At 65.3% G+C, this 23,897-nt stretch carries 20 protein-coding genes; 5 read left to right on the forward strand and 15 right to left on the reverse strand.

Translation table 11 applies throughout. The features are described 5' to 3' along the window. Both AC1DVR_RS15280 and scpA read left to right on the forward strand, forming a co-directional pair. The gene (locus AC1DVR_RS15280) at positions 1 to 2,004 is read left to right on the forward strand and encodes an acetyl-CoA carboxylase biotin carboxylase subunit (RefSeq protein ID WP_478001455.1); all 2,004 of its coding nucleotides are present in this window, start codon (positions 1 to 3) and stop codon (positions 2,002 to 2,004) included. 82 nt (positions 2,005 to 2,086) lie between these two features. Next, entirely contained in the window at positions 2,087 to 4,210 is a 2,124-nt protein-coding gene (gene scpA, locus AC1DVR_RS15285; RefSeq protein WP_478001456.1) for a methylmalonyl-CoA mutase, read from the forward strand. A gap of 105 nt (positions 4,211 to 4,315) precedes the next feature. Here scpA and AC1DVR_RS15290 read toward each other — a convergent pair whose 3' ends face one another. The 9 genes from AC1DVR_RS15290 to AC1DVR_RS15330 all read right to left on the reverse strand — a co-directional run bounded on the left by AC1DVR_RS15290 (position 4,316) and on the right by AC1DVR_RS15330 (position 15,516). Continuing rightward, complete coding sequence (locus AC1DVR_RS15290) at positions 4,316 to 5,005, reverse strand: HAD family hydrolase (protein WP_478001457.1); 690 nt, start codon at positions 5,003 to 5,005, stop codon at positions 4,316 to 4,318. 2 nt (positions 5,006 to 5,007) lie between these two features. Continuing rightward, on the reverse strand, positions 5,008 to 7,395 hold the full coding sequence (locus tag AC1DVR_RS15295) for an aldehyde dehydrogenase family protein (RefSeq protein ID WP_478001458.1): 2,388 nt from the start codon (positions 7,393 to 7,395) through the stop codon (positions 5,008 to 5,010). 11 nt (positions 7,396 to 7,406) lie between these two features. Beyond that, the gene (deoC, locus tag AC1DVR_RS15300; protein ID WP_478001459.1) at positions 7,407 to 8,360 is read right to left on the reverse strand and encodes a deoxyribose-phosphate aldolase; all 954 of its coding nucleotides are present in this window, start codon (positions 8,358 to 8,360) and stop codon (positions 7,407 to 7,409) included. Positions 8,361 to 8,382: 22 nt separating this feature from the next. Then, the gene (locus AC1DVR_RS15305; protein WP_478001460.1) at positions 8,383 to 9,381 is read right to left on the reverse strand and encodes an ABC transporter permease; all 999 of its coding nucleotides are present in this window, start codon (positions 9,379 to 9,381) and stop codon (positions 8,383 to 8,385) included. Next, complete coding sequence (locus AC1DVR_RS15310; RefSeq protein ID WP_478001461.1) at positions 9,374 to 10,867, reverse strand: sugar ABC transporter ATP-binding protein; 1,494 nt, start codon at positions 10,865 to 10,867, stop codon at positions 9,374 to 9,376. Before AC1DVR_RS15310 ends, AC1DVR_RS15305 begins: the two co-directional genes overlap by 8 nt. Continuing rightward, positions 10,864 to 11,850: a sugar-binding transcriptional regulator gene (locus AC1DVR_RS15315; RefSeq protein ID WP_478001462.1), complete on the reverse strand. Its 987-nt coding sequence runs from the start codon at positions 11,848 to 11,850 to the stop codon at positions 10,864 to 10,866. The genes AC1DVR_RS15310 and AC1DVR_RS15315 overlap by 4 nt, the downstream gene beginning before the upstream one ends. Next, on the reverse strand, positions 11,847 to 13,364 hold the full coding sequence (locus AC1DVR_RS15320; protein WP_478001463.1) for an FGGY-family carbohydrate kinase: 1,518 nt from the start codon (positions 13,362 to 13,364) through the stop codon (positions 11,847 to 11,849). Before AC1DVR_RS15320 ends, AC1DVR_RS15315 begins: the two co-directional genes overlap by 4 nt. 54 nt (positions 13,365 to 13,418) lie before the next feature. Next, entirely contained in the window at positions 13,419 to 14,441 is a 1,023-nt protein-coding gene (locus tag AC1DVR_RS15325) for a galactitol-1-phosphate 5-dehydrogenase (RefSeq protein ID WP_478001464.1), read from the reverse strand. Between the two features lie 100 nt (positions 14,442 to 14,541). Next, positions 14,542 to 15,516, reverse strand: a complete 975-nt coding sequence (locus tag AC1DVR_RS15330; protein WP_478001465.1) for a substrate-binding domain-containing protein — start codon at positions 15,514 to 15,516, stop codon at positions 14,542 to 14,544. A gap of 399 nt (positions 15,517 to 15,915) precedes the next feature. Between AC1DVR_RS15330 and trxC the strand changes: the two genes are divergently transcribed. Next, positions 15,916 to 16,362 (forward strand): thioredoxin TrxC, encoded by a 447-nt coding sequence (gene trxC / locus AC1DVR_RS15335; RefSeq protein ID WP_478001466.1) that lies wholly within the window; start codon positions 15,916 to 15,918, stop codon positions 16,360 to 16,362. Here trxC and AC1DVR_RS15340 read toward each other — a convergent pair whose 3' ends face one another. The 3 genes from AC1DVR_RS15340 to AC1DVR_RS15350 all read right to left on the reverse strand — a co-directional run bounded on the left by AC1DVR_RS15340 (position 16,363) and on the right by AC1DVR_RS15350 (position 19,506). Continuing rightward, complete coding sequence (locus AC1DVR_RS15340; RefSeq protein ID WP_478001467.1) at positions 16,363 to 17,742, reverse strand: phosphohexomutase domain-containing protein; 1,380 nt, start codon at positions 17,740 to 17,742, stop codon at positions 16,363 to 16,365. Positions 17,743 to 17,815: 73 nt separating this feature from the next. Beyond that, positions 17,816 to 18,565 carry a hypothetical protein gene (locus AC1DVR_RS15345; RefSeq protein WP_478001468.1) on the reverse strand — a complete coding sequence of 250 codons (750 nt, stop codon included), beginning with the start codon at positions 18,563 to 18,565 and terminating at the stop codon, positions 17,816 to 17,818. A 59-nt stretch (positions 18,566 to 18,624) separates the two neighbouring features. Beyond that, a complete protein-coding gene (locus AC1DVR_RS15350; protein WP_478001469.1) occupies positions 18,625 to 19,506 on the reverse strand; it encodes a LysR substrate-binding domain-containing protein in 882 nt (293 codons plus the stop codon). A gap of 126 nt (positions 19,507 to 19,632) precedes the next feature. On the opposite strand from AC1DVR_RS15350, the gene AC1DVR_RS15355 reads away from it, so the two are divergent. Further along, a complete protein-coding gene (locus AC1DVR_RS15355; protein WP_478001470.1) occupies positions 19,633 to 20,763 on the forward strand; it encodes a TauD/TfdA family dioxygenase in 1,131 nt (376 codons plus the stop codon). Next, positions 20,760 to 21,524: a class II aldolase/adducin family protein gene (locus AC1DVR_RS15360; RefSeq protein WP_478001471.1), complete on the forward strand. Its 765-nt coding sequence runs from the start codon at positions 20,760 to 20,762 to the stop codon at positions 21,522 to 21,524. Before AC1DVR_RS15355 ends, AC1DVR_RS15360 begins: the two co-directional genes overlap by 4 nt. A gap of 42 nt (positions 21,525 to 21,566) precedes the next feature. Here AC1DVR_RS15360 and AC1DVR_RS15365 read toward each other — a convergent pair whose 3' ends face one another. From AC1DVR_RS15365 to AC1DVR_RS15375, 3 genes are all read right to left on the reverse strand, one after another. Then, positions 21,567 to 22,355 (reverse strand): exodeoxyribonuclease III, encoded by a 789-nt coding sequence (locus AC1DVR_RS15365; RefSeq protein WP_478001472.1) that lies wholly within the window; start codon positions 22,353 to 22,355, stop codon positions 21,567 to 21,569. A gap of 61 nt (positions 22,356 to 22,416) precedes the next feature. Further along, positions 22,417 to 22,734: a hypothetical protein gene (locus AC1DVR_RS15370; protein WP_478001473.1), complete on the reverse strand. Its 318-nt coding sequence runs from the start codon at positions 22,732 to 22,734 to the stop codon at positions 22,417 to 22,419. 389 nt (positions 22,735 to 23,123) lie between these two features. Next, complete coding sequence (locus AC1DVR_RS15375) at positions 23,124 to 23,810, reverse strand: response regulator transcription factor (protein WP_478001474.1); 687 nt, start codon at positions 23,808 to 23,810, stop codon at positions 23,124 to 23,126. Positions 23,811 to 23,897: the final 87 nt, after the last annotated feature.

Raw genomic sequence — 23,897 nt, forward strand, 5'->3', positions numbered from 1 at the left:
ATGTTCAAGAAGATCCTGATCGCGAACCGTGGCGAGATTGCCTGCCGGGTGATCAAGTCGGCCCGCAAGATGGGCATTGCCACCGTCGCCGTCTATTCCGACGCCGACCGAAATGCGCTCCACGTCAAGATGGCGGACGAGGCCTATCACATCGGCCCCTCCCCCGCCGCGCAAAGCTATATCGTGATCGACAAGATCCTCGAGGCCGTCCGCGCCACCGGGGCTGAGGCGGTCCATCCGGGCTATGGTTTCCTGTCGGAAAACCGCGCCTTTGCGGCGGCCTTGGAGGCCGAGGGCGTCGTTTTCATCGGCCCGCCCTCTTCGGCCATCGAACAGATGGGCGACAAGATCACCTCGAAAAAGATCGCCCAGGCGGCCGGGGTTTCGACCGTGCCGGGCTACATGGGCCTGATCGCCGATGCCGATGAGGCGGTAAAAATCTCCGGCCAGATCGGCTATCCGGTGATGATCAAGGCCTCCGCCGGCGGGGGCGGCAAGGGCATGCGGATCGCCTGGGACGATGCCGAGGCGCGCGAAGGCTTCCAGTCCTCGAAGAACGAGGCCGCGGCCTCTTTCGGCGACGACCGGATCTTCATTGAAAAGTTCGTGACGCAACCCCGCCACATCGAGATCCAGGTTCTGGCCGACAAGCATGGCCACACGCTTTACCTGAACGAGCGCGAATGCTCGATCCAGCGCCGCAACCAGAAGGTCATCGAAGAGGCGCCCTCGCCCTTCCTCGACGAAGCCACCCGCAAGGCGATGGGCGAACAGGCTTGCGCCTTGGCCCGCGCGGTCGGCTATACCTCGGCCGGCACGGTCGAATTCATCGTCGACGGCAACCGCAACTTTTACTTCCTGGAAATGAACACCCGCCTGCAGGTCGAACACCCGGTGACCGAACTGATCACCGGCATCGACCTTGTCGAACAGATGATCCGCGTGGCTTACGGTGAGGCGCTGCCCTTCGCCCAAAGTGACGTCAAGATCAACGGCTGGGCGATGGAATCCCGGCTTTACGCCGAGGACCCCTACCGCAAGTTCCTGCCCTCGATCGGCCGCCTGACCCGCTATCGTCCCCCGGTCGAAGGCGCCACCGAGCGCGGCGGCGTGGTGCGCAATGACACCGGCGTCTTCGAAGGCGGCGAGATCTCGATGTTCTACGACCCGATGATCGCGAAGCTTTGCACTTGGGCGCCGACCCGCGGCGAAGCCATTGAGGAAATGCGTCTCGCGCTCGACACCTTCGAGGTCGAGGGCATCGGCCACAACCTGCCCTTCGTCGCCGCCGTCATGGACCACCCACGCTTCACCAGCGGAAACATCACCACGGCCTTCATCGCCGAGGAATACCCTGACGGCTTCAAGGGCGCCACCCTGCCGCCCGAGGTGATCCGCCAGGTGGTGGCCGCCGCCGCCGCGATGAACCGCGTGGCCGAGATCCGCCGCACAAGGATCTCCGGCACGATGGACAACCACAAGCGCCATGTCGGCGACCAATGGGTGGTCGATCTGCAAGGCGAACGGGTCGCGGTCACCATCGCCGCCGACAGCGACGGCTCGACCGTCACCTTCGAGGATGGCACCAGCCTGCGCGTCCGCTCCGACTGGCAGCCCGGCCAACCTCTGGCCCGGCTTTCGGTCGAGGGCGCGCCCCTGGTGATGAAGGTCGGCAAGATCCCGATGGGCTTCCGTCTGCGCCTGCGCGGCGCCGACCTCAAGGTTCTGGTCCGCAGTCCGCGCGCCGCCGAACTTGCGCTGCACATGCTGGAAAAGGCCCCGCCGGACACCTCGAAATACCTGCTCTGCCCGATGCCCGGCCTTCTGGTCAAACTCGCAGTGGAAGAGGGCGACGAGGTCGAGGAGGGCCAGACCCTCGCCACCGTAGAAGCGATGAAGATGGAAAACATCCTCAAAGCCACCCGCGCCGGCGTGGTCAAGAAAGTTCGCGCCGCCGCCGGCTCCAGCCTCAAGGTCGACGACATCATCCTCGAATTCGCCTGACCCTTTCATACTTGTGCAAATATCCTCGGGGGTCCGGGGGCAGACAGCCCCCGGCTCCGCAGCCCGAAACAGGAACACAACCATGACCACCCGCGCCGACTGGGAAGCTCTCGCCACCAAGGACCTCAAAGGCAAATCGCCCGAGACCCTCACCTGGCACACGCTGGAAGGCATCCCGGTCAAGCCGGTCTATCTGGCCGAGGATGTGGCGGACCTGCCCCATATGGGCGGCGCCCCCGGCCTCGCCCCCTTCACGCGCGGCGTGCGCGCCACGATGTACGCGGGCCGCCCCTGGACGATCCGGCAATACGCGGGCTTCTCGACGGCGGAGGAGAGCAACAACTTCTACCGCAAGGCCCTCGCCGCCGGTCAACAGGGCGTCTCGGTCGCCTTCGACCTCGCCACCCACCGCGGCTATGACTCCGACCACCCGAGGGTCGTGGGCGATGTCGGCAAGGCCGGGGTTGCGATTGACTCGGTCGAGGACATGAAGATCCTCTTCGACGGCATCCCGCTCGAAAAAGTCAGCGTTTCCATGACGATGAACGGCGCGGTCATCCCGATCCTCGCCAATTTCATCGTCGCGGGCGAAGAACAGGGCGTTCCGCGCGCCGCCCTGTCAGGGACAATCCAGAACGACATCCTCAAAGAATTCATGGTGCGCAACACCTATATCTACCCGCCGGAACCTTCGATGCGCATCGTGGCCGATATCATCGACTATACCGCGCGCGAGATGCCGAAGTTCAACTCGATCTCGATTTCCGGCTATCACATGCAGGAGGCCGGGGCGAACCTGGTGCAGGAACTGGGCTTCACCCTCGCCGATGGCCGCGAATATGTCCGCACGGCGCTGGCGCGCGGCATGGCGGTGGACGATTTCGCCCCGCGCCTGTCCTTCTTCTTCGCCATCGGGATGAATTTCTTCATGGAGGCGGCGAAACTGCGCGCCGCGCGCCTGCTCTGGCACCGCATCATGTCCGACTTCGGCGCCAAGAAACCCGAAAGCCTGATGCTGCGCACCCATTGCCAGACTTCGGGCGTCTCCTTGCAGGAAAAAGACCCCTATAACAACGTGATCCGCACCGCTTACGAGGCGATGGCGGCGGCGCTCGGCGGCACGCAGAGTCTCCACACCAATGCGCTGGACGAGGCGATGGCCCTGCCCACCGAATTCTCCGCCCGGATCGCCCGCAACACCCAGCTGATCCTGCAGGAAGAAACCGGCATCACCCATGTCGCAGACCCCCTCGCAGGCTCCTATTACGTTGAAACCCTGACCGCGCAGCTGGCTGAAGAGGCCTGGAAGCTGATCGAAGAAGTCGAGGCGCTCGGCGGCATGACCAAGGCCGTGGCCTCCGGCATGCCCAAGCTGCGCATCGAGGCTTCTGCCGCCAAGCGCCAGGCCCTGATCGACCGCGGCGAAGAGGTGATCGTCGGGGTCAACAAATACAAACCCGCGACGGAAACCGGCGTGGATATCCTGTCGATCGACAATATCGCTGTCCGCGACAGCCAGATCGCCCGCCTGCAATCGACCCGCGCCGCCCGCGATGAAGGCGCGGCCCAGGCCGCCCTGCAAGCCCTCGAACAGGCCGCGCGCAGCGATGGCAACCTCCTCGCCGCCGCCGTCGTGGCCGCCCGCGCCCGTGCCACCGTTGGAGAGATTTCGACCGCCATGGAAAACGTCTTCGGCCGCCACCGCGCGGAGGTCAAAACCCTCGCTGGCGTCTATGGCGCCGCCTATGATGGCGACGCAGGCTTTGAAGCGATCCAGAAGGATATCAAGGACTTCGAAGAGGCCGAGGGCCGCCGCCCCCGGATGCTGGTGGTCAAGATGGGCCAGGACGGTCACGACCGCGGCGCGAAAGTCATCGCCACCGCCTTCGCCGACATGGGCTTTGACGTCGACATGGGCCCCCTGTTCCAGACCCCGGAAGAGGCCGCCCAGGACGCCATCGACAACGACGTCCATGTCGTGGGCATCTCCTCCCAGGCCGCCGGCCATATGACCCTTGCCCCGAAACTGATCGAGGCGCTGCGGGCCAAGGGCGCCGGCGACATCATCGTGATCTGCGGCGGCGTCATCCCGGTGCAGGATTACGATTTCCTGAAAAAGGCCGGCGTCAAAGCCATCTTCGGCCCCGGCACCAACATCCCCAGAGCCGCAGCCGAAATCCTGACCCTGATCCGCAGCCAGGAATGACCCCCGCCCCTTCCGATTTCATTGGTCCATAAATATCCCACAGGGGTCTGGGGGTGTGAAACCCCCAGCCTTGGGCCGAGTCAAATCCTCCGCCCGGTCATCTGCTCACGCCAGCCGCAACGCGCCCTGCAGCGCGCGGTGGGAGGCGCATATAAACCCCGCCCCCGCCGCGGTCAGGATGGCGGCATGGGACGCCTCCTGTCCCGCGAGATGGCTGCCGCCGACAAAGCCAAGGCAGCGCATCCCGGCTGCCATTGCAGCCCGGACCCCGGCCGGGGCATCCTCGACCACCAAGGTGCGTGCAGGGACGATGCCCATTTGCGCTGCGGCATAAAGGAACAGGTCCGGCGCGGGCTTGCCGCGCGCCACCATCTCGGCACTGAAGGCACGGCCGGCGAAACGCTCCCGCAGGCCGATGGCGCGCAGGGCGTTGTCCAGCCGGTCAACCGAACCGCCGGAGCCGATGCAATAGGGGATCCCTGCCCGGTCGAGCAGGTCCAGCGTCTCCGTCGCCCCCGGCACCGCCCGCAACTCGGTCGCGTAGCGGGTGAAGAGGCGCTGGTGCCAGACATCGGGGAAATCCGCGGCACAGGGTCGCCCGCTGCGCTCGGCGATGAAGGCCATGTGGTCGCGGGTGGAGGCGCCGAGGAATCTGCCCTGCGCCTCCGCCGCCGTGATCGCAGCCCCGCGCAGGGTCATTTCGGCGGCCAGTTCTTCGATGGCGATGCCCTCGCTGTCGGCGAGGACACCGTCGAAGTCGAAGATCACCAGCCCAAGGTCGGAAACATCCTCCATCCTCAGGCCCCGTAGGGGATCCAGATCGTCTTGACCTGACAGGCCCGGCGCAGGAAGCCCGCCCCCTGCCCCTGTGCTGGATCACGCCAGTCGCGCGCCAGCCCCTCATCGGTCCAGACCGGCTTGAGGTTGCCCGCACTCGCCGCTTCGACCACTGCCACGCCCGCGACGCTGCCGCAGTACCAGAGCGCCGCCACCTCGTCATGTTCGGCCAGCGTCTTGGCCAGCGCCTCGCGGTCGCCGGTCAGCAGGTTCACGACACCGGCGGGAAGGTCCGAGGTCTCGAACACCTGATAAAGCCGCGCCGCGATCAGCGGCTGGCTTTGGCTCGCCACCGCCACCACCGCATTGCCCATCGCGAGGGCGGGAAGGACCAGCGACATCAGGCCCAGAAGCGGGGCCTCATCGGGGGCAACGATGCCCAGAACGCCGAAGGCCTCGTTCACCGTCATCGTGACATGTTTGGTCTTGGTCGCGGTCACCGCGCCGTCGAACTTGTCGGCCTGGGCCGCGTACCAGAAGGCGCGGCGGATGGTGGCTTCGACCTCTTCGGCGGGCTTGGGGCTGGCACCCGTGGCGGCAAGGGCTGCCACAAACTCCTCGCGCCGCTGTTCGAGGTTTTCGGCCAGGAAATACAGGACTTGCGCCCGGTTGTGCGCGGTGACGCCACCCCAGCCCGTGGCCTTGGCCGCAGCCTCCACCGCGTTGCGCACGTCCTTGCGGTTGGCGAGCGCCGCCTGGCCGAGCGCCACGCCGCCCTTGCCCAGCACGGTATAGCTTTGCCCGCCATCGGCCCGCGCCTGCTTGCCGCCGATGTAAAGCTTGGCGGTGATGTCGATCGCGGCAGGGTCGGATTTGCCGAAATAGGGCGCCACATCGGCGACCGGGGCCGGCGCGGGCCGCGCCTTGCGGAGAGGCGCAGGGCGGGTCAGGTACTCCATCATGCCTGAGCGGCCGCCTTCGCGGCCAAAGCCGCTTTCGCGGTAACCGCCGAAGGGGGCGCCGGCGTCGAAGATGTTGGTGGCGTTGATCCAGACCACACCGGCCTTGACCTTGGCCGCCGTCTCGATCGCCCGGTTGATGTTCTCGCTCCAGATGCTGGCGGCGAGACCATAGCGGGTGTCATTCGCAAGGGTGATCGCCTCGTCCGGGGTGCGGAAGGTCAGGGTTGTGGCGACCGGGCCGAAGATTTCGGCCTGGCTGACGGTATGGGACGGGGCGGTGCCGGTGAAGAAGCCCGGCGCGCAGAAGGCGCCCTTTTCGGGCAAGGCACCAGGCGCACGGTGGAGCGTGGCGCCCTCGGCCTCGCCCTGCGCCAGAAGGGTGCTGATCCGGGCGAGTTGCTTGCGCGAGACAATGGCACCGACATCCATCGTCTTGTCGAGCGGGTCGCCGATACGCAAAGTGGTCAGCCGCGCCTTCAGCTTGGCAAAGAAGCGTTCGGCCACGCCCTCCTGCACCAGAATGCGCGAGCCTGCGCAGCAGACCTCACCCTGATTGAACCAGATCGCATCGACGACGCCTTCGACGGCAGCGTCAAGGTCGGCATCCTCAAAAACGATAAAGGGCGACTTGCCGCCGAGTTCCAGTGACAGCTTCTTGCCCGATCCGGCAATCTGGCGGCGGATCACCCGACCGACCTCGGTCGAGCCGGTGAAGGCCACCTTCTTGACCTGCGGATGGCCCGCGATGGCGGCCCCGGTGGCACCATCGCCCTGCACGATGTTCAAGACGCCCGGCGGAAGCCCGACCTCGGCGCAGATCTCGGCAAAGGCCAGCGCCGTCAGCGGCGTCAGATCGGCCGGTTTCAGCACCACGGTATTGCCCGCAGCGAGAGCGGGCGCGACCTTCCACGCCAACATCAGAAGCGGGAAGTTCCACGGGATGACCTGACCGCAAACGCCCACCGGAGTGTATTCCGGGAATTCGGTATCCATCACCTCGGCCCAGCCGGCGTGGTGGTAGAAGTGGCGGGCGACCAGCGGCACGTCGATATCTCGCGTCTCGCGGATCGTCTTGCCGTTGTCGAGCGTCTCCAGCACCGACAGGAAACGCTCGCGCTTCAGGATATGGCGGGCGATGGCGTAAAGGTATTTTGCGCGGGCGTGGCCCGGCAGGGCGGCCCATTTCGGGAAAGCGGCGGCGGCGGCGCGGACGGCGGCATCGACCTCTCCTTCGGTGCCCAGCGCGACACGGGTCAGAACCTCGTCGGTCGCGGGGTTCAGCACCTCGGCAGTCGCCCCCTCAGGGGCCACGAAGCGGCCGTTGATGTAGTGGCCCACAACCGGGTGGGCGGCGATCCAGGCGCGGGCTTCGGTGCTCGATTCCGGGGCGGGGCCATAGTCCATGGTCTGCATGATGTCCCTGATAGACGGCGTTTTAACTGACATGGAAGCTCTCCTCAGGCCAGCGCGTGGCGGTTGGCGGCCGAGTAGCGGCCCGTGACATGATGTTCAAACTGGCGTTCGATATCGCCCAGCATGGATGAAGCGCCGATGCGGAACAGGTCCGGCATCATCGACCGGGTGCCCAGTTCCTCCTTGATCAGGAACAGCCAGTTCATCGCGTCCTTGGCGGTTTTCAGGCCGCCTGCCGGCTTGAAGCCGACCTGCTGCCCGGTCTTCTCGCGGAAATCGCGCAGCGCGCGGACCATGGTCAAGGACACCGGCAGGGTGGCGTTGACATCCTCTTTCCCGGTGGAGGTCTTGATGAAATCCGCCCCGGCCTGCATGGCGACCATGCTGGCCTTGTAGACATTGGTCAGGGTCTTGAGGTCGCCGGTGGCAAGGATCGCCTTCATATGCGCCGGTCCACAGGTCTCGCGCATATGGGCGATCTCGTCATAAAGCGCCTGCCACTGGCCGGTCAGCACCAGTTCGCGGGTGATCACGATGTCGATCTCCTTGGCGCCTTGCTCCACGGCATAGCGGATCTCGGCCAGCCTCAGGGCCAAGGGGGTCAGGCCCGCCGGAAAGCCGGTGGCGACCGAGGCGACCGGGATGCCCGAGCCTTCCAGCGCCTTCACCGCATGGGGCACCATGGTCGGATAGACGCAGACGGCGCCGACCGTCAGCCCCTCCAGCCCCAAAGCCTCCAGCAGGTCAGCGCGCACCGGGGCCTTGGCCTTGGCGCACAGCCGCTGCACGCGGCCGGCGGTGTCGTCGCCCGACAGGGTGGTCAGGTCGATGCAGGTCACGGCGCGGGCGAGCCAGGCGGCCTGAAAATCCTTCTTGACCGTGCGCCGGGTCGGCAGGCTCGCCCCCCTGCGCTCGGCGGCAGAACTGTTGACCGATATGGTTTCAAACCACTCCGGGGTGAAGTCCGTGCCGGTCATCCGGGGGAAATCATGCGTCATTGCTTGGGGTTCCTGTGTGTCATCAGCGCCCACGGCGCAGGTCGATGAAGCGGTTGAGAAGGATGGCGGCGACGATGATCAGCCCGGTGACCGTCATCTGGTAGAAAGAGCCAAGGCCCAGAAGGTTGAAGATATTGCGCAGGACCTGTAAGAGCATGACGGCAAAGAAGGTGCCCAGAATGCCGCCGCGCCCGCCGAACAGCGAAGTGCCGCCGAGGACCACCGCCGCGATGGCATCAAGCTCCAGCCCCTGCGCCGCCGTCGGCTGGCCGATCCTGAGGCGCGAGGTCAGAAGGATGCCGCCCAGCGCGCTCATGACGCCAGAGATGGTGAAGACCAGGATCAGCGCGGCCCGGGTCGGCAGGCCGGACAGGCGCGCCGCCTCGGGGTTGCCGCCAGTGGCGTAGATCGTCTCGCCCACCACCGTCAGGCGCAAGAGGCCGCCTGCGAGCACGCAAAGCAGGATGAAGATCAGGCCCATCGAGCTCATCGCGAAGCCCGGCAGCAGGGGGATCTTGCTGGAGGAGATGGCGGCGAAGCCCTCCGGCAGGCCGGAAACCGGCACGCCGTTGGTCATCAGGTAGGTCAGACCCCGGAAGGAGACGAGGCCCGCCAGCGTGATGATGAAGCTTGGCACATTGGCCAGCGCCGTGATGCTCCCCATCAGCGCGCCGCAGGTGGCGCCTGCCGCGATGGTCAGGACCACGGCCAGCCAGATCGGCATGCCACCCGCCAGCAAAACCGCCACCAGCATCCCACACAAGGCGCAGACCGAGCCGACGCTGAGGTCGATGTTCCCGGTCAGGATGACGAATGTCATGCCAACTGCCACCACGCCGGTCACTGCCGCCTGCTGGAACAGATTGGCGATATTGGTGCCGGTCAGAAAGCTGGGCGACAGGCAGGCGGCGATCACCGTGACCAGCACGAAGATCACGATGAAGTTGTATTCAATCGCCAGATCAATCGCCTGGCGCGAGAAACGAGGGGCTGCGGCTCTGCCGCTGGTGAGGTCAGTCATTCTGGGTATCCCCGAGGATCTGTCGTTTCAGGATCGTGTCCTGATCCGTGGTGGCGGGATTGAAACAGGCGATGTTGCGACCTTCGTGGAACAGCCAGATCCGGTCGCAGGCGGCATAGAGCTCGTCGAGTTCCGAGGAGGCGACGATGATCGCGGCCCCCTTGCGCGAGAGTTGGTCCACCAGCGCGTAAAGATCGGCCTTGGCGCCGATATCGAGCCCGCGCGAGGGTTCGTCGAGCAGCAGGATCTCTGACCCTTTGATCAGCCATTTCGACAGGACGACCTTCTGCTGATTGCCGCCCGACAGCTGGATCACCTTCTGATCCGGGTGGCCGTATTTGGTCGAAAGCTGCTTCAGCACAGCCACCGTATCGACCCGGCGCTTGGCGTGGCGGGTCCAGAAATCGCCCTGCATCGCGGGCATGGTCGCGTTTTTGTAGATGGCGGCGTCCAGCATCAGCCCTTCGGTCTTGCGGTTCTCCGGCACCAGACCAAAGCCGCCCTTGATCGCATCCTTGGGCCGACGTGGCGCATAGGCCTGACCCCGCAGCCGCATCGAAGCCTCATGCGGCAAGGCCCCGAAGAGCGCTTTCAGGAACGAGGTCCGCCCCGCCCCGTTGAGCCCGGTCAGCCCGGCAATCTCGCCCCGCCGCAGGGTGAAGTCGCGAATGTCGAGGCCGTGAGCACCTTTCAGACGGTCGATCTGCAGGATCACCTCGCCGTCAAGCGGCGGGCGGTCATGGCGTTCGACCAAGGCCCGCGCCCCGCCAAGGATCGCATCGACCAGCGCGCTGTCGGGGGTGCCTGCCACATCAAAAGTCTCGATGGTGCGGCCGCCGCGCAGGACGGTGACCCGGTCGCCGATTTCGCGCAACTCGCCCAGACGGTGGCTGACATAGACGATGGCCACCCCTTGCGCCGTCAGCTCGCGGATCACCCGGAAGACCGATTTCAGCTCGGTTTCGTTCAGGGCGGCGGAGGGTTCGTCCATGATGATGATCTTGGCCGCCCGGGTCAGCGAGCGCGCGATGGCGGTCAGCTGCTGGTTGGCGATGGACAGGCTTTCGACCCGCGCGTCGGGCGAAAACTGCGCGCCAACCCGGGCCAGGGCCGCCTCGGCCTGCCTGCGGCGCTCGGCCTTGCGCAGGAAACCGAAGCGGGCGGGCGGGTGGCCGAGGAAGAGGTTTTCCGCCACCGTCAAATGCGGGACAAGGTCAAGCTCCTGATAGATCATCGAAATCCCGGCTTCCGCCGCATCCGAGGGGTTGCGGAAACTGATCGGCTTGCCGTCGATCCGGATCTCGCCGCCCGAGGGCGCCATGGCCCCGGCGCAAAGTTTCAGGAAGGTCGATTTGCCGGCGCCATTGGCGCCCAGCAGGCAATGCACCTCGCCCGCGACCACGTTCAGATGGGCGTCCGCCAGCGCCACGACATTGGGCGGGAAACGCTTGGCGAGGTTGCGGATTTCCAGCACGGGGGCGGTCATTTGGCTTCTCCGAGGATGTTCTTCGCGGTGGCCTCGTCCGTCACCAGGACCGAGACATACCCAGCCTTCAGCGCCGCGCGGGCGATGGGATGCTTCTCCTCGCCCGAAACCACACCGATGGCCCAGTCCTTCTGGCGCAGATGCTCCAGCCGCAGGCCCACGGTGCGGTCATCAAGTGCTACGTCAGCGATCTGGCCATTGGCATCGACAAAGCGGCCCAGCACGTCGCCCACGGCCCCAAGCGCGCGCAGCCGGGCGATATCCTCTTGCGAGAGATAGCCGGAATCGGTCAGCACCGACTGTTGCGGCAGGCCGCCCATGCCATAGCAGATCACCGGAGCCGCCTCGGCGAGCGACAGGACGCGCCCGATGATCGGGTCCTCCTCCAGCGCGTCGCGGGTACTGCGCTTGCCGACGATGGCGGGCACCGGCAACAGGGTTGCCTGCCCGCCCGCCGATTGCGCGAAAGCCTCGGCCACCGCCGCATTGCGCGGCGACGTGGCATGCAGGGCCGAGTTGCCGTTGACCAGCACGATATGCGCGCCGGGGTTCCAGCCCTGCGGCAAGGCCCTCGCCACCGCGGCCATGGTGCGGCCCCAGCTGACGCCAAGAAGCATCGGCTTGGGGTTGAGGTTGGCGAGATACAGCGCCGCCGCCTGCCCCACGGTTTCGATCAGCAGGGCCGGGTCGGTGATCTCGCCCATCGGCACCACGATGGCGTCACGCAGATGGAAGCGTTGCTGCAGGGCGACCTCAAGGCTGGTCTTGCGGCTGAAGCGCGGGGTGATCTCGATCTTGACGATGCCTTCGGCGCGGGCCCCGGTCAAAAGCTTGCCGACCTGCCAGCGGGTGATGCCCAGCTCGGTCGCAATCTCGGCCTGGGTGCGGTCGAAGTCGTAGTAAAGCTTGGCCACCTGCACCATCAGATGGTCGCGCTGCTCGTCAGAAGGCAGGCGCTGCGAATAGGGGTTGCGGTCCTTCATGCCCCGGCCCCCGTCTGGCGCTGCGACAATTCGTGCAGGATGGGGGTCAAGGCCTCGGTCGCCTGCCGGTACAAGGGCAGGCTCTGGGCGAACCAGTCGGAGCGTTCGGGGTTGGGCAGAACCTCACGCACCGGGGCCACGAAGGCGCGGGCCGCTTCGGCGAGCGAACCGAAAAGGCCGATGCTGCTGGCGGCAGAAACCGCAGCACCCACCAGCGACAGGTTATCCTCCCGCGCCACCAGCACGGGCCGCGCCAAGGCATCCACCGTCGCCTGTAGCCAGGCCGCGTTCTTGACGATGCCGCCCGCCATCACCACCCGGTCGATCGTGACATTGCGCGCCGCAAGGCACCCCAGCACATTGGCAGACCCAAGCGCCACCGCATCGACGACCGAGGCATAAATATCCGCCCGCCCATGCCCCAGCGTCAGCCCCATCATCGCCCCGCGCAAAGCTCCGTCGCGGTAGGGTGTGCGGTTGCCCATCCAGTAGTCCAGCGCCAAAAGCCCCTCGGCCCGGGCTGGCGTGCCCGCAACCTCGGCAATCAAGGCCGCATGGCCCGCCGCATCGAGGCCAAAGATTGTCCCCGCCAGCCAGTTCATCACCGACCCCGCCGAGACCTGCCCGCATTCCACCAGCCAATGCCCATCCGTCAGCGCATTGGGGTAAGGCCCCCAGAAGCCCGCAACCTCGGTCTCCGCGCCCAGCTGGGTCAGCTGCACGACCGAGGTGCCGCCGATGAACAGCATCGCCCCCGGCTCGATGATATCGGCGCCGAGCATGCCGATATGGGCGTCGATGCCGCCTTGGGCCACCATCGGCCGATTGGTCAGGCCCAGATCGGCGGCCATTTCGGCCCGCATCGGGGCGATCTGGCCGCCGACCGGGATCACCCGTTGCGGCAGGCGGTCCGACAGATCGGCCACGCCCAGGGCCTCGTAAATCTCGGGGCGGAAGCGGCCCTCGGCGCTGTCGTAATTCCATTTGCAGGCGGCGTTCATCCGTGAGGCGACCCATTCCCCGGTCAGGTCGTGGTTCACATAATCCAGCGCCTCGCAGATCACCTCGGCCCCGGCCCAGACCTCGGGCTGGTGGCGCTTCAGCCACATCGCCTTGGGGATCAGCCATTCGACCGCATCCGAACCGCCGCAAAACCGCATCACCGGATGGTCAAGCCGCGCCGTCTCGCGGCTTTCGGCCTCGGCCCGGCAGTCCATCCACAGAAGCGCCGGCCGCAGCGAAGTGCCATCACGCCGGCAGATCGCCACGGTCGAGGCCGTGGTGCCGCAACAAACGGCAGCGACCGAGGTCACGCCCGCCCGCTCCAGCACGGCGCGCCCCGCCTCACGCAAGGCGCGACTCCAATCCTGCGGGTCCTGCTCGGCCCAACCGGCGCGCGGGTAGCGGGTCGAGTAGGCGGCCTCGGCCATGGCGCACATGGTGCGGCGGTCGGTGTCGTAAAGACCCGCCCGCACGCCGCCGGTGCCGAAATCGAACGTCAGAATATTGGCCAAATTCCCCTCCCAGGTCCTCGCCTTGCCCATCCTTTTCAGGGTGGGCAGATGCCCTCAAGGGCGGAACATGATCTTGGAGAAGTGCAGGCCTTTTTCGGTCTTCAGCCGGTCGAACATTCCAGGCAGCGCCTCCAGCCCCAATTCATGGCTGATCATGAACTCCCACTTCAGCGCACCGCTGGCAAGCTTGTCCAGCGTCACCGTCCATTGCGGCCCGGGATAGGGCGCCCCGAACGAGTTCCACGAGCCGTGAAGCGAGACCTCCTGACGCAGGAAATGCTGGAAGGCCTTGTTCTGCAACGGCACTTCGGCCACCGGAATGCCGATGAAGACCACATGCCCGCCGGGTGCCGCCAGCAGCATCGCGGCGTTGATCGAGGTCGGATGGCCGGCAGCCTCCACGATCAGATCGCAGAGCAGATCCTTGGGCACCTCCGCCCCGGCGAGGAAGCAATGCGTGGCCCCGGCCTCGCGCGCCTGTTCGAGCTTGGCTTCCGAGACGTCAATCGCCACGACCTCGCGCGCGCCCATCAAAAGCATCCACTGGATCGCGAAAAGCCCGATCGGGCCGCAGCCGATCACCGCCCCGCGCGTGCCCATCCGCACCCCGCCCGCCTTCCAGATCGCATGCAGCGCGATCGAGGCCGGGTCCACCATTGCCGCCGCCCGTGGATCGGTGCCCTCGGGCGCTTTCAGCAGGTTCCCCACCGGGACGACCACCCATTCCGCATAGGCCCCATCCCGGCGCGAGCCGAAGTAATCGTAGTCGCGGCAGCGCGAGAAATTGCCGGTGGCACATTGGTCGCAGACCCCGCAGGGCAGCATCGGCGGCACGGTGCAAAGATCGCCCAAAGCGAAGCCCTCGACACCCGCGCCCATCTCTTCGATATGGCCGGAGAATTCGTGCCCGCAAATGATCGGCATCTTGTGGGCGCCCTTGATCAGCATGCGCGGCAGATCCGATCCGCAAACCCCCACGGCTGCGACCCGCAGCAGAACCTCGCCCGGGCCGGGGACCGGCTTTGCGACCTCCTCAAGCCGGATGTCGCCGGGGGTGTAAAGAATGGCTGCGCGCATGTCGGTGCTTTCTGATCAAGGTGGAGAGAGGGGGCCGTCGCGGGGGAGCTAGCGCCACGACGGCCCGGAACGGCAGGGCTTCAGGCCCCGCCGGTTGGGTTCAGTTGCCGAGGATCTTCGGGCGGTACTGCGCGAACAGGGCGTCCGAGGGGAACTCCGCGACATTGTCCTTGGTCACCGCCTTGGAACCGGCATCGACAAAGGCCGGAACCGGCTTGCCGGCGGCCACTTCACGGGCGACCTGAATGGTCACATCGCCCAGATAGGCCGGGTCGTTCAGCGCGGTGGCGATATAGGGGCCGCCGTCCGCCATGACCTTCAGCGCCTCGGACAGGCCATCGACACCGGCGACCAGCACATCGGTGCGGCCGCTTTCCTTCAGCACCTGCAAAGCACCCAGTGCCATGTCGTCGTTATGGGCATAGACGACTTTCACGTCCGGATTGGCCTGCAGCAGGTCCTGCATCGCGGTCACCGCATTGGCGCGGATATATTCGGCATAGGGCCCTTCGACGATCGTGTTGCCCGAACCTTCGATGGCGGCATGGAAGCCGTCGCGGCGGTCCATCATGACCGAGCCGCCGGCATCGCCCTGGATCTCGATGATCTTGGCATTCGTCACGCCATCGGCCTTCAGGCGTGCGACGACTGCCTCACCCACCATCTTGCCCATCGCCTTGTTGTCACGGCCGATATGGGCCTTCACGCCACCGCCATTGACCGAGCGGTCCACCGTCAGCACCGGAATGCCAGCCGCAGCAGCCGCCTCAAGCGAGGGCACCACGGCATCCGGGTTGACCGGGTTGATGATGATCGCGTTGACGCCCTGGGTGATCAGATCCTGGATATCGTTGTTCTGCTTGGTCACATCGCCATTGGCGTCCAGAAAGATCAGCGTGTCGCCGCCGGCCTTGGCTGCGGCTTCAGCGCCATCTTTCAGCTGAACATAGAACGGAGATTGCAGCGTGACCTGGCTGAAACCGATCTTCAGCCCTTCGGCAAAGGCCGGCGTGGACAGCGCAAGGATCGAGGCGGCGGCAGCAAGGCCCGCCAAAGCGGTGCGACGGTTGATCATGAGTTCCTCCCTGGAACAGCAAAAGCATGAGCGGCCTGCGCCGCAAAACTGCAAAAGTGATATTTTATCACTGATGCTGTTTACAGTCAGGCGAGACCGCGCCGCGCTGTCAATGGCTTTGTCAAAATCACCAAAAATTCCGAACTATCTATCTGTTTTTGATATATTATTTCAGCATGAGCCCGGCCCGAAACCCTCCGAATCCCAAGGTTCCGACTCTGGACTCGATTCCCGTTTCTGCAGTGCAGAGCAATTTCTGCTGTATTCTGCAGCTGCACATCGACCCTTTGCCCCCGGTTCGGACCTCGCCCAGCCCACCGCAAGGCGCCTGAGCCCCTCTTGAACGCAAGGTCCGCAGGCTCATATATAAGGCAACGCGAATATATCGGGATTTTGGCAATGCAAGACGCTGTCAGACTGACCTGCGCCACCTGTGGTCAGGCGAACCGGGTGCCGGTGGCCAAGCTCGGCGCCGGGCCGAAATGCGGCAGCTGTGGTGAGGCGCTTCTGGGCCCGAAAGTGGCCGAGTTCGACCTTGCCACCCATGACAAGGCCACCCGGTCCGACGACCTGCCCACCATCATCGACTATTGGGCGCCGTGGTGCGGCCCCTGCCGGGCGATGGCGCCGGAATATGCCAGGGCAGCGCAGGCGCTGTCGGGCAAGGTGCGTTTCGCCAAGATCAACACCGAAGACCACCCCGCCGTCTCGCAACGTCTGGGCATTCGCGGCATTCCCCTGCTGATCCTCTGGCAAAAGGGGCGCGAGATTGCTCGCCTGCCCGGCGCCCGCCCGGCTGCCGAGATCGAGGCTTTCGTGCGCTCGAAGGTGGCAATGCCCGCCTGATCAGGCCTTGCCTGACGGGATGTCCGACTGGATAATTGCCGAAATCTCGGACAGCTTTGCCGCGATCAGTTCCGGCTTGCCGCGCGATTCAATGTTCAGGCGCAGTAGGGGCTCGGTGTTGGACGCGCGCAGGTTGAAACGCCAGTCGCCGAACTCCAGCGACAGGCCGTCAACGTCGTTACGCTTCTCGGCAAGGGGCGCAAAGACCGCCTCCACCGCCGCCACCGACTTCGGCACGCTCGCCACCCGAAAGTTGACCTCGCCCGAGGAGGGGAAGCGTGCCCGCCGCTCGGCCAGAAGGTCGCGCAGGCTTTGGCCCTTGCGCGAGACAAGCTCGGCCACCAGAAGCCAGGGGATCATCCCGGAATCGCAGGCCATGAAGTCGCGGAAGTAATGGTGGGCCGACATCTCGCCGCCATAGACCGCCCCTGTTTCGCGCATCTTGGCTTTCAGGAAGGCATGGCCGGTCGGCGCCATCTCGGCCCTTCCCCCGGCGCGGGAGACCACATCGACCGTGTTCCAGACCACGCGCGGGTCGTGGATGATGGTGGCGCCGGGGTCCTTGGCAAGGAAAACCTCGGCCAATAGACCCACGACATATTCGCCGGCGACAAAGCCGCCCTCGTGGTCGAACAGGAAGCAGCGGTCGAAATCGCCATCCCAGGCCACGCCGAAATCAGCGCCATGGGCGCGGACGGCATCGGCCGTCATCGGCTGGTTTTCCGGCAAAAGCGGGTTCGGGATGCCGTTCGGAAAGGTGCCGTCCGGCGCATGGTGGAGCCGCACAAAGCGCAGTGGCGCGCCGCGCCGGGCCAGTTCCTCCGCGATCGCATCGAAGGTCGGCCCCGCGGTGCCATTGCCGGCATTGACCAGAATGGTCATCGGCCGCAGCACGCCCACATCGACCAGCGACAGAACCCGCTCGACATAGGCCTGGCGCGTGTCGACCTGGCTGACCTGCCCCATCGGCGCCTCGGCGAAAACCGCCGCCTCGGCCAGGGCCTTGACCTTGGCCAGAAGCGCCGGCTCCAAAGGCGCGGACCCGGCCTTGACCAGCTTCATCCCGTTGTAATCCATCGGATTATGCGAGGCGGTGACCTCAATCCCGCCGTCCGCCCCCAGATGCGCGGTGGCGAAATAGACCTCTTCGGTGCCGCAGAGCCCGAGGTCGAGCACCTCGGCCCCGGCCTCGCGCAGGCCGATGGCCACCGCCGAGGCCAAAGCCGCCGAGGAGGCCCGGCAGTCGCGCCCCAGAACCACCCGCCGCGCGCCCAGAACCTGCGCAAAGGCGCGCCCGATCAGCGCCGCCACCCCTTCGTTCAATTCGGGGCCAAGACGGCCGCGGATGTCGTAGGACTTGAAACAGGTCAAACTCGTCATGGTGGGCTCCGTCGCAGGTGCTTTCTTGATACCACGTCGCCCCCTTGCATCAAACTGCATTTCCGCGCCGGGATCAGCCGTTCCGCGCTTGTCTGGCGGCGAGATAGGCGTCGCGCTTGGCCCGGTAAAGCGGCGAATGCGCCCGGGCCAGACGCTTGACCCGGATCAGATTGCCCAAGCCCGCCGCGGGCGCGAGGCACGCCTCCTGAAAGGCCGCAAACCGGTTGGAATCCTTGACATAGCTGGTGCAGGGATGCCCGCCAAAGGCAAAGCCCGCCGCCGATATCCGCCCGTTCACCCCCTGCATCCAGCGCAACGCGCTGCGGTCATCGGCATGGGCTGCGTCATAAAGCACCACCCCGCCCGGCAAATCCGCCACCGCCGCCGCGACCAGTTGCTGCCAGTCCGCGGGCAACAGCGCCGGATCGCAGTTGACCCGGGCCATCCCCGGCCAGCCCAGGGGGCGCGGAAAGCGGGGCGAGATCAGCCAGGGCGCGCCGAGCCCCAAGGCGCCCGCCAGCAGGATCGCCCCGAACGCCCCCATCGAAAAGCCCATGGCCTTGGCCGCCGCGCCGCCCTTGAACCGATCACGCAGAACCGCCTGCAAGGGGCCGAGGTCCGCATTCAGATACCAGTCATTGCGCGCGGTCTGCAGGACCAAGTGGCTGAAGCCCGCCTCAAGCACCTTTCTGGACGGGTTTGCGGTGCCAAAGCCAGCTTTCCCGGGCACATAATTGTCAAAGGTCGCGAAAAGCCCCGGACCGGACCCGAACAGCGTGGCGCGCAGAAAGCGGCCGTCGAAAAGGCGCAGAGGGTCGGCCACACGTCACTCCCCGGAACTGACGGCCAAGGTGAAAGCAAACCGGTGCAAAGTCCACCCTTTCAGACCGCCGCACAGAGCCAGTCGCGCATGACCCGCGCCGCATCCCGCGTCTCGCCCTGGGCGGAGATCAGGTAGAAGGCCTCTTTCGGCACCACCGGCACCGCCCCCGCCGGCACCAGCCTCCCTTCAGCCACCACACCATCCGAGATCGACCGCCAGCCCAGAAGCACGCCATGCCCGGCCAGGGCCGCCTGCATCGCCTGCACATAATTGGTAAAGCTGCGCCCCGTGGCGCGATTGGGCGGCAGGCCCGCGCGCTGCAGATACTCGGGCCAGGTCAGCCAGGAATCCTCATCCGCCCGGACATGCAGCAAGGGCGCCTCGGCCAGGTCGAGCGTCCCCCCGCCCTGCGCCAGCAGCGCCGGGCTGCAGACCGGCAAAACCCGCTCCTCGAACAGCTTGACCACGCTGCCATCGCTCCACCGCCCGTCGCCATAACGGATCGCGATGTCGATCCCCGGCATCAGCCGCGGCGCGCCCTGCGGCGTGGTGGCGACGTTGACCGTGATTTCGGGATGCGAGTCGTGAAACAGTGCCAGCCGCGGCATCAGCCAATAGGTCGCAATGCCGACCGAACAGGCCACGGTGATCGTCCGCTCGTCCGGCGCCTGCAGCAGGCGGATATGCGAGACGGCCTCGGCAATGCGGTTCAGCCCGTCGGTGACGGCGGCGCGCAGGATCTGCCCGGCCTCGGTCACCACCACCGGCCTGCGGCTGCGGTCGATGAGCCTGGTGCCCAGATGATCCTCCAGCTGGCGCAGGGCCTGGCTGATCGCGGGCTGCGTCACGTTCAGTTCTGCCGCGGCGCCCTGAAGCGTCTGGTTGCGCACCACAGCCTCGAACACCGTCAGCAGCCGCAGGGGCGGAATGGCACGTCTCATAGTATAAGCCCTAGGTTATATTTCCATAAGATCATTCGCGCTTCCCCCCGCCCTGTCCAGCCCCTAGTTTGCCCCTCAAAGGCCATGCTGCACTGCAGCGGCCACAGCAAGAAGGAAGCGCGAAACATGGACGGCAGCACGATCCCGGCAGTGAACCTGATGGCCAAGGGCCTTGAAGTCCCGATGCCCGATGGCACGATGAAATACTTCAACTATTACTGGCTGCGCGACAACTGCGCGACCTCGTTCGACCGCCAGACCCGCGAACGCGTCTTCGACATTTTCCACATGGCCGATGCCCCTGTCCCGGCAGAAGCCGTCCTCGCCAATGGCGGGCTGGAGATTGTCTGGAAGGCCGACGGCCACCGCTCGCGCTATCCGCTGGAGTGGCTCGCGCTTTATACTGCCGGCAAGCCGCGCCAGGACCCGGCTGATCTGCCGCGCAAGGCCTGGTTTGCCGACCACTACCCCGCGATCGCCCGCTTCTCGCAGCCGAAGCTGATGGCCGACCGTGCCGAAGTCGCCCGCTGGATCGAGGCGATGCTGGTCGAAGGCATCGCGATCATCACCGACATGCCCGACTCGAACGAGGGTCTGACCGAGACGGTCAACCTGATCGGCCAGGTCCGCCCGACCTTCTTCGGCGATTTCTTCGATGTGAAGACCCATATCAAGCCGACCAACCTTGCCTATACCGCCAAGGCGCTGGAGCTGCACACCGACACCCCTGCCGAGGATTTCGCCCCCGGCATCCAGTTCCTGCACTGCCGCGCCAATTCGGTCGAGGGTGGGCAGAACCTGTTCCTTGACGGCGTCGCCGCGGCCAACGACCTGCGCGCCGAACACCCGGAAGACTTCCGCCTGCTGTCGGAAATCGACATCCCCTTCTACAACGAGCATGACAGCTACGACATGCGCTCGCGCCAGCGGGTGATCGAGCTCGACCAGCATGGCGAGGTTTCGGGCCTGACCATCAGCCAGCACATGGCCGATGTCTTCGACCTGCCGCAGGAGCTGATGGACAGCTATTACCCCGCCTTCTGCCGCTTTGGCCGGATGCTGCAAAGCGACAAATACCTGATGCGCTTCCGGATGAACGCGGGCGAGTGCTTTGTCTTCGACAACCACCGCATCGTGCACGGCCGCGCCGCCTATTCCGCCACCAGCGGCGAGCGTTACCTGCGCGGCTGCTATTCCGACCGCGGCGAGATGCGCGGCATTTACCGCGCCATCGTCTCCGAAGGCCGCTTCAAATGAACGCGCCTTCGTCTCCGCAAGGCCAGCTTGACCCCGCAGCGCTTGCCGCGCTGCGGGTGGATCTGGCCGCCGCCTTCCGCTTGGCGGTCCATTTCGACTGGCATGAATCGGTCGGCAACCATTTCAGCGCCGCCGTCTCGACTGATGGCAAGAAATTCCTGATGAACCGGCGCTGGCGCCACTTCGGCGCCGTCAAGGCGAGCGATCTGCAACTGCTGGACGCCGACGACCCCGAGGTGATGAACGGCCCCGACGCGCCCGACGCCTCGGCCTGGACGATCCATGGCACGGTGCACCGGATGATGCCCGCGGCCAAGGTGATCCTGCATTGCCACCCGCCCTATGCGACGGCGCTGGCCTCGCTCAAAGACCCGTCGATGCTGCCCATCGACCAGAACACGGCGCGGTTTTATGGCGACCTTGGCATCGACCTCAACTTCGGCGGGATCGCCGATGATGCGGAGGAAGGCGTGCGCCTAGCCCGGGCCTTTGGCAACCACGCGACGCTGCTGATGGGCAACCATGGCGTCACCTGCGTGGCGGCAACCGTGGCCGAGGCGTTTGAGAACCTCTACTTCTTCGAACGCGCGGCAAAGACCCTGATGCTGGCCTATGCCAGCGGCAAGCCCTTGAACGTCATGTCGCCCGAGATCGCGGCGAAAACGGCGGAGGGCTGGCGCGCCTATAACGGCATGGCCTTTGCCCACTTCGACCATCTGAAGGCGATGCTCGACAAGATCGACCCGAGCTATCGCGACTGAACAACCCTGCCCCGCTGTCCGCCGACGGCGGGGCAAAAATCCTTACAGGTCGAAGGTCGCAAAGACCGGCACATGGTCGCTGCCCTTTTCCCAACCACGGACCGGGCGCAGGATGCGGCTGCCATGGGCGGAATTGGAGATATCGGGCGTGGCCCAGATATGGTCCAACCGGCGCCCCTTGTCGCCGGCATCCCAATCGGGCGAGCGGTAGGACCACCAGCTGTAAAGATTGCCCTCGGGAATGTCCTGACGGGTCACATCGACCCAGGCGCCCGATTCCATGACCGTGGACAGGTGCTCCACCTCGATCGGGGTATGCGAGACGATCTTCAGCAAGGCCTTGTGATTCCACACATCATCCGGGCGCGGCGCGATGTTGAGGTCACCGACCAGAATGGCGCGGTCGGGCTTTTCCCAACGGAAATGGTCGCGCATCTCGGTCAGGAAATCCAGCTTCTGGCCGAATTTCTCGTTCTGCTCGCGGTCGGGGATGTCGCCGCCGGCGGGGACATAGCAGTTGTGGATCGTCACGCCGTTTTCCAGCCGCGCCGCCACATGACGGGCATGGCCGAGGCTGGCGAAATCGCGCTCCCCCGCGTCGACGATCGGCAGTTTCGACAGGATAGCGACGCCGTTATAGCCCTTCTGCCCGCGTGCCACCATGTAGCGGTAGCCGAGCGCCTTGAACTGCTCGACCGGGATCAGCTCCACCGGGCTTTTGCATTCCTGCAGGCACAGGATATCGGGCTGTTCGTCGGCCATCAGCTTGGCCACCAGCCCCTCGCGCAAGCGGACAGAGTTGATGTTCCAGGTGGCGAGGGTGAAGGACATGTGCGGACTCCGGTTGCAGACGACAGAGACTATGCCCTGCCGTCGCAAGCCTCAACCCGCTTCAGTCATGCAGCGTGAAAGAGCCCAGCTTGCAGAGGTCCTGCGTATCCTCGACGCTGGCGCCATCGGCGGTGACAAAGCGCATGTCGTAATCGCAGACCTCTTCGCCATCGGTGATCGAGATCGAACCCTGGTCGCCCGCCGCCACCGCATCCACCGTCAGGATATTCTCGCCCCAGGTGTCTTTCTCATGCGGGGAAAGGTACATCTCGGTGATGTCATGCGACGAATTGTTGATCAGGGTAAACTCCAGATCTTCGGCCAGCGCGGGCAGCGCGGCAAAGCCCAGAACAACGGCGGCGAGGATCGAAAGACGCATCAAAATCTCCTGAACATTCAACATGGGTCCGGCCAAGAATTGCCCCCTTTGTGTTTAGTGCCAGAAGATTAAGCAATAAGAAACAAGCATGTCATTTCGCCATCCCGCGCGACGTGGCACGCCCGCGGACCGCCTTTGGCGGCATACAATCCCGGGATGAGCGTGCCCGTCGCGGCGAGGCCCGCAGCACCGGGTTTCGCGCAAAAAAAGGCCGGGCAAAAAGCCCGGCCAGGTCCAACAGGGAGGTGCCGCGCCATAACCCCGACGCGGCAAGGGGAACTGTCGCAGCCGAAGCTGCATTGTTCAAAGATAGTGCAAAATCGGCTCTGCACTAAGGTCTTGCTGCAAAAAAAGCGGATATTTTGCAGAGGTGTTACATTTGGGCACGGTCAGGCGACCAGTTTATAGCCGCCATTCTCGGTGACCAGCAGGCGCGCATTGGCCGGGTCAGCCTCGATTTTCTGGCGCAGGCGGTAGATATGGGTCTCCAGCGTGTGGGTGGTGACCCCCGCGTTATAGCCCCAGACCTCGTGGAGGAGCACATCCCGCGCCACAACCCCTGATTGCGCCCGATAGAGGAACTTCAGGATATTGGTCTCTTTTTCGGTCAGGCGGATCTTCTTTTCCTTCGGGTCCAGCAGCATCTTTTGCGCCGGTTTGAAGGTATAGGGCCCCATCTGGAAGATCGCGTCTTCGGATTGTTCGTGCTGGCGCAGCTGGGCGCGGATACGGGCCAGCAGCACCGGGAACTTGAAGGGCTTGGTCACATAATCATTGGCGCCGGAATCAAGACCCAGGATCGTGTCGGCGTCCGAATCATGCCCCGTCAGCATCAGGATCGGGCATTTCACCCCGGCCTTGCGCATCCGCTTGCACAGCTCGCGGCCATCGGTGTCGGGCAGACCCACGTCGAGGATCACCAGGTCATAAGCTGCGGCCTTGGCCTTTTCCATCCCCTCGGCGCCGGTGCGTGCTTCGAAGACGTCGAAGTCCTCGGTCATCACCAACTGCTCACTCAACGCCTCGCGCAGGTCGTCGTCATCGTCAACCAAGAGGATCTTGCGCAGTGTGGACATGGGGTTTCTCCTTCGATCAGGCGATGCGGGGCATCCCGTTGCGCTAGAGATGCGTCCGGATCACGGCCCAGACAAGATTTGCAACAA

The organism is Rhodobacter sp. P2_H5, from assembly GCF_056403335.1.